This window comes from Paraburkholderia sp. SIMBA_030 (assembly GCF_046535245.1).
Lineage (GTDB): Bacteria > Pseudomonadota > Gammaproteobacteria > Burkholderiales > Burkholderiaceae > Paraburkholderia.
Map to the genome: position 1 here is coordinate 1 of NZ_JAWRXB010000166.1, position 355 is coordinate 355.

The window sequence follows — 355 nt, forward strand, 5'->3', positions numbered from 1 at the left end:
CTTGGCATTATAGTTGAGCGGGGTGGCGTTTTTGCCTTTACCTGTCGCATCTTGTAATGCCTGAAAATCTGCCATAATGAACGCCTCATTAGCTTCTGACAGCCCATATTCATTTGAAAGGTTGTTATCCAGCTCACCAATTTTTTGTATTGTATCTCTTTTTGTTGTATCAGAATCATCTAATTTTTGATCCGCGTTATCGGTTGAAAAGAGATCGAGCGGCAGTATATCTGCGATTTCATCAAGGATACCTTTCATTTCGTTCCGCTGCTCTTGCATAATCGCTTTTGATTTATCAAGTTCGTTTGTCAATTCATGTTCAAGGAAAGATTCTTCCACATAAGAGTCTGAAAGG

General features: G+C 39.4%; 1 protein-coding gene. It reads right to left on the reverse strand.

From position 1 onward, the window contains the following. Nucleotides 1-339, reverse strand: a 339-nt coding sequence (locus SB772_RS39505) for a T7SS effector LXG polymorphic toxin (RefSeq protein ID WP_410838452.1), incomplete at its 3' end; no start/stop codon positions are given. Between the last annotated feature and the right edge of the window lie 16 nt (nucleotides 340-355).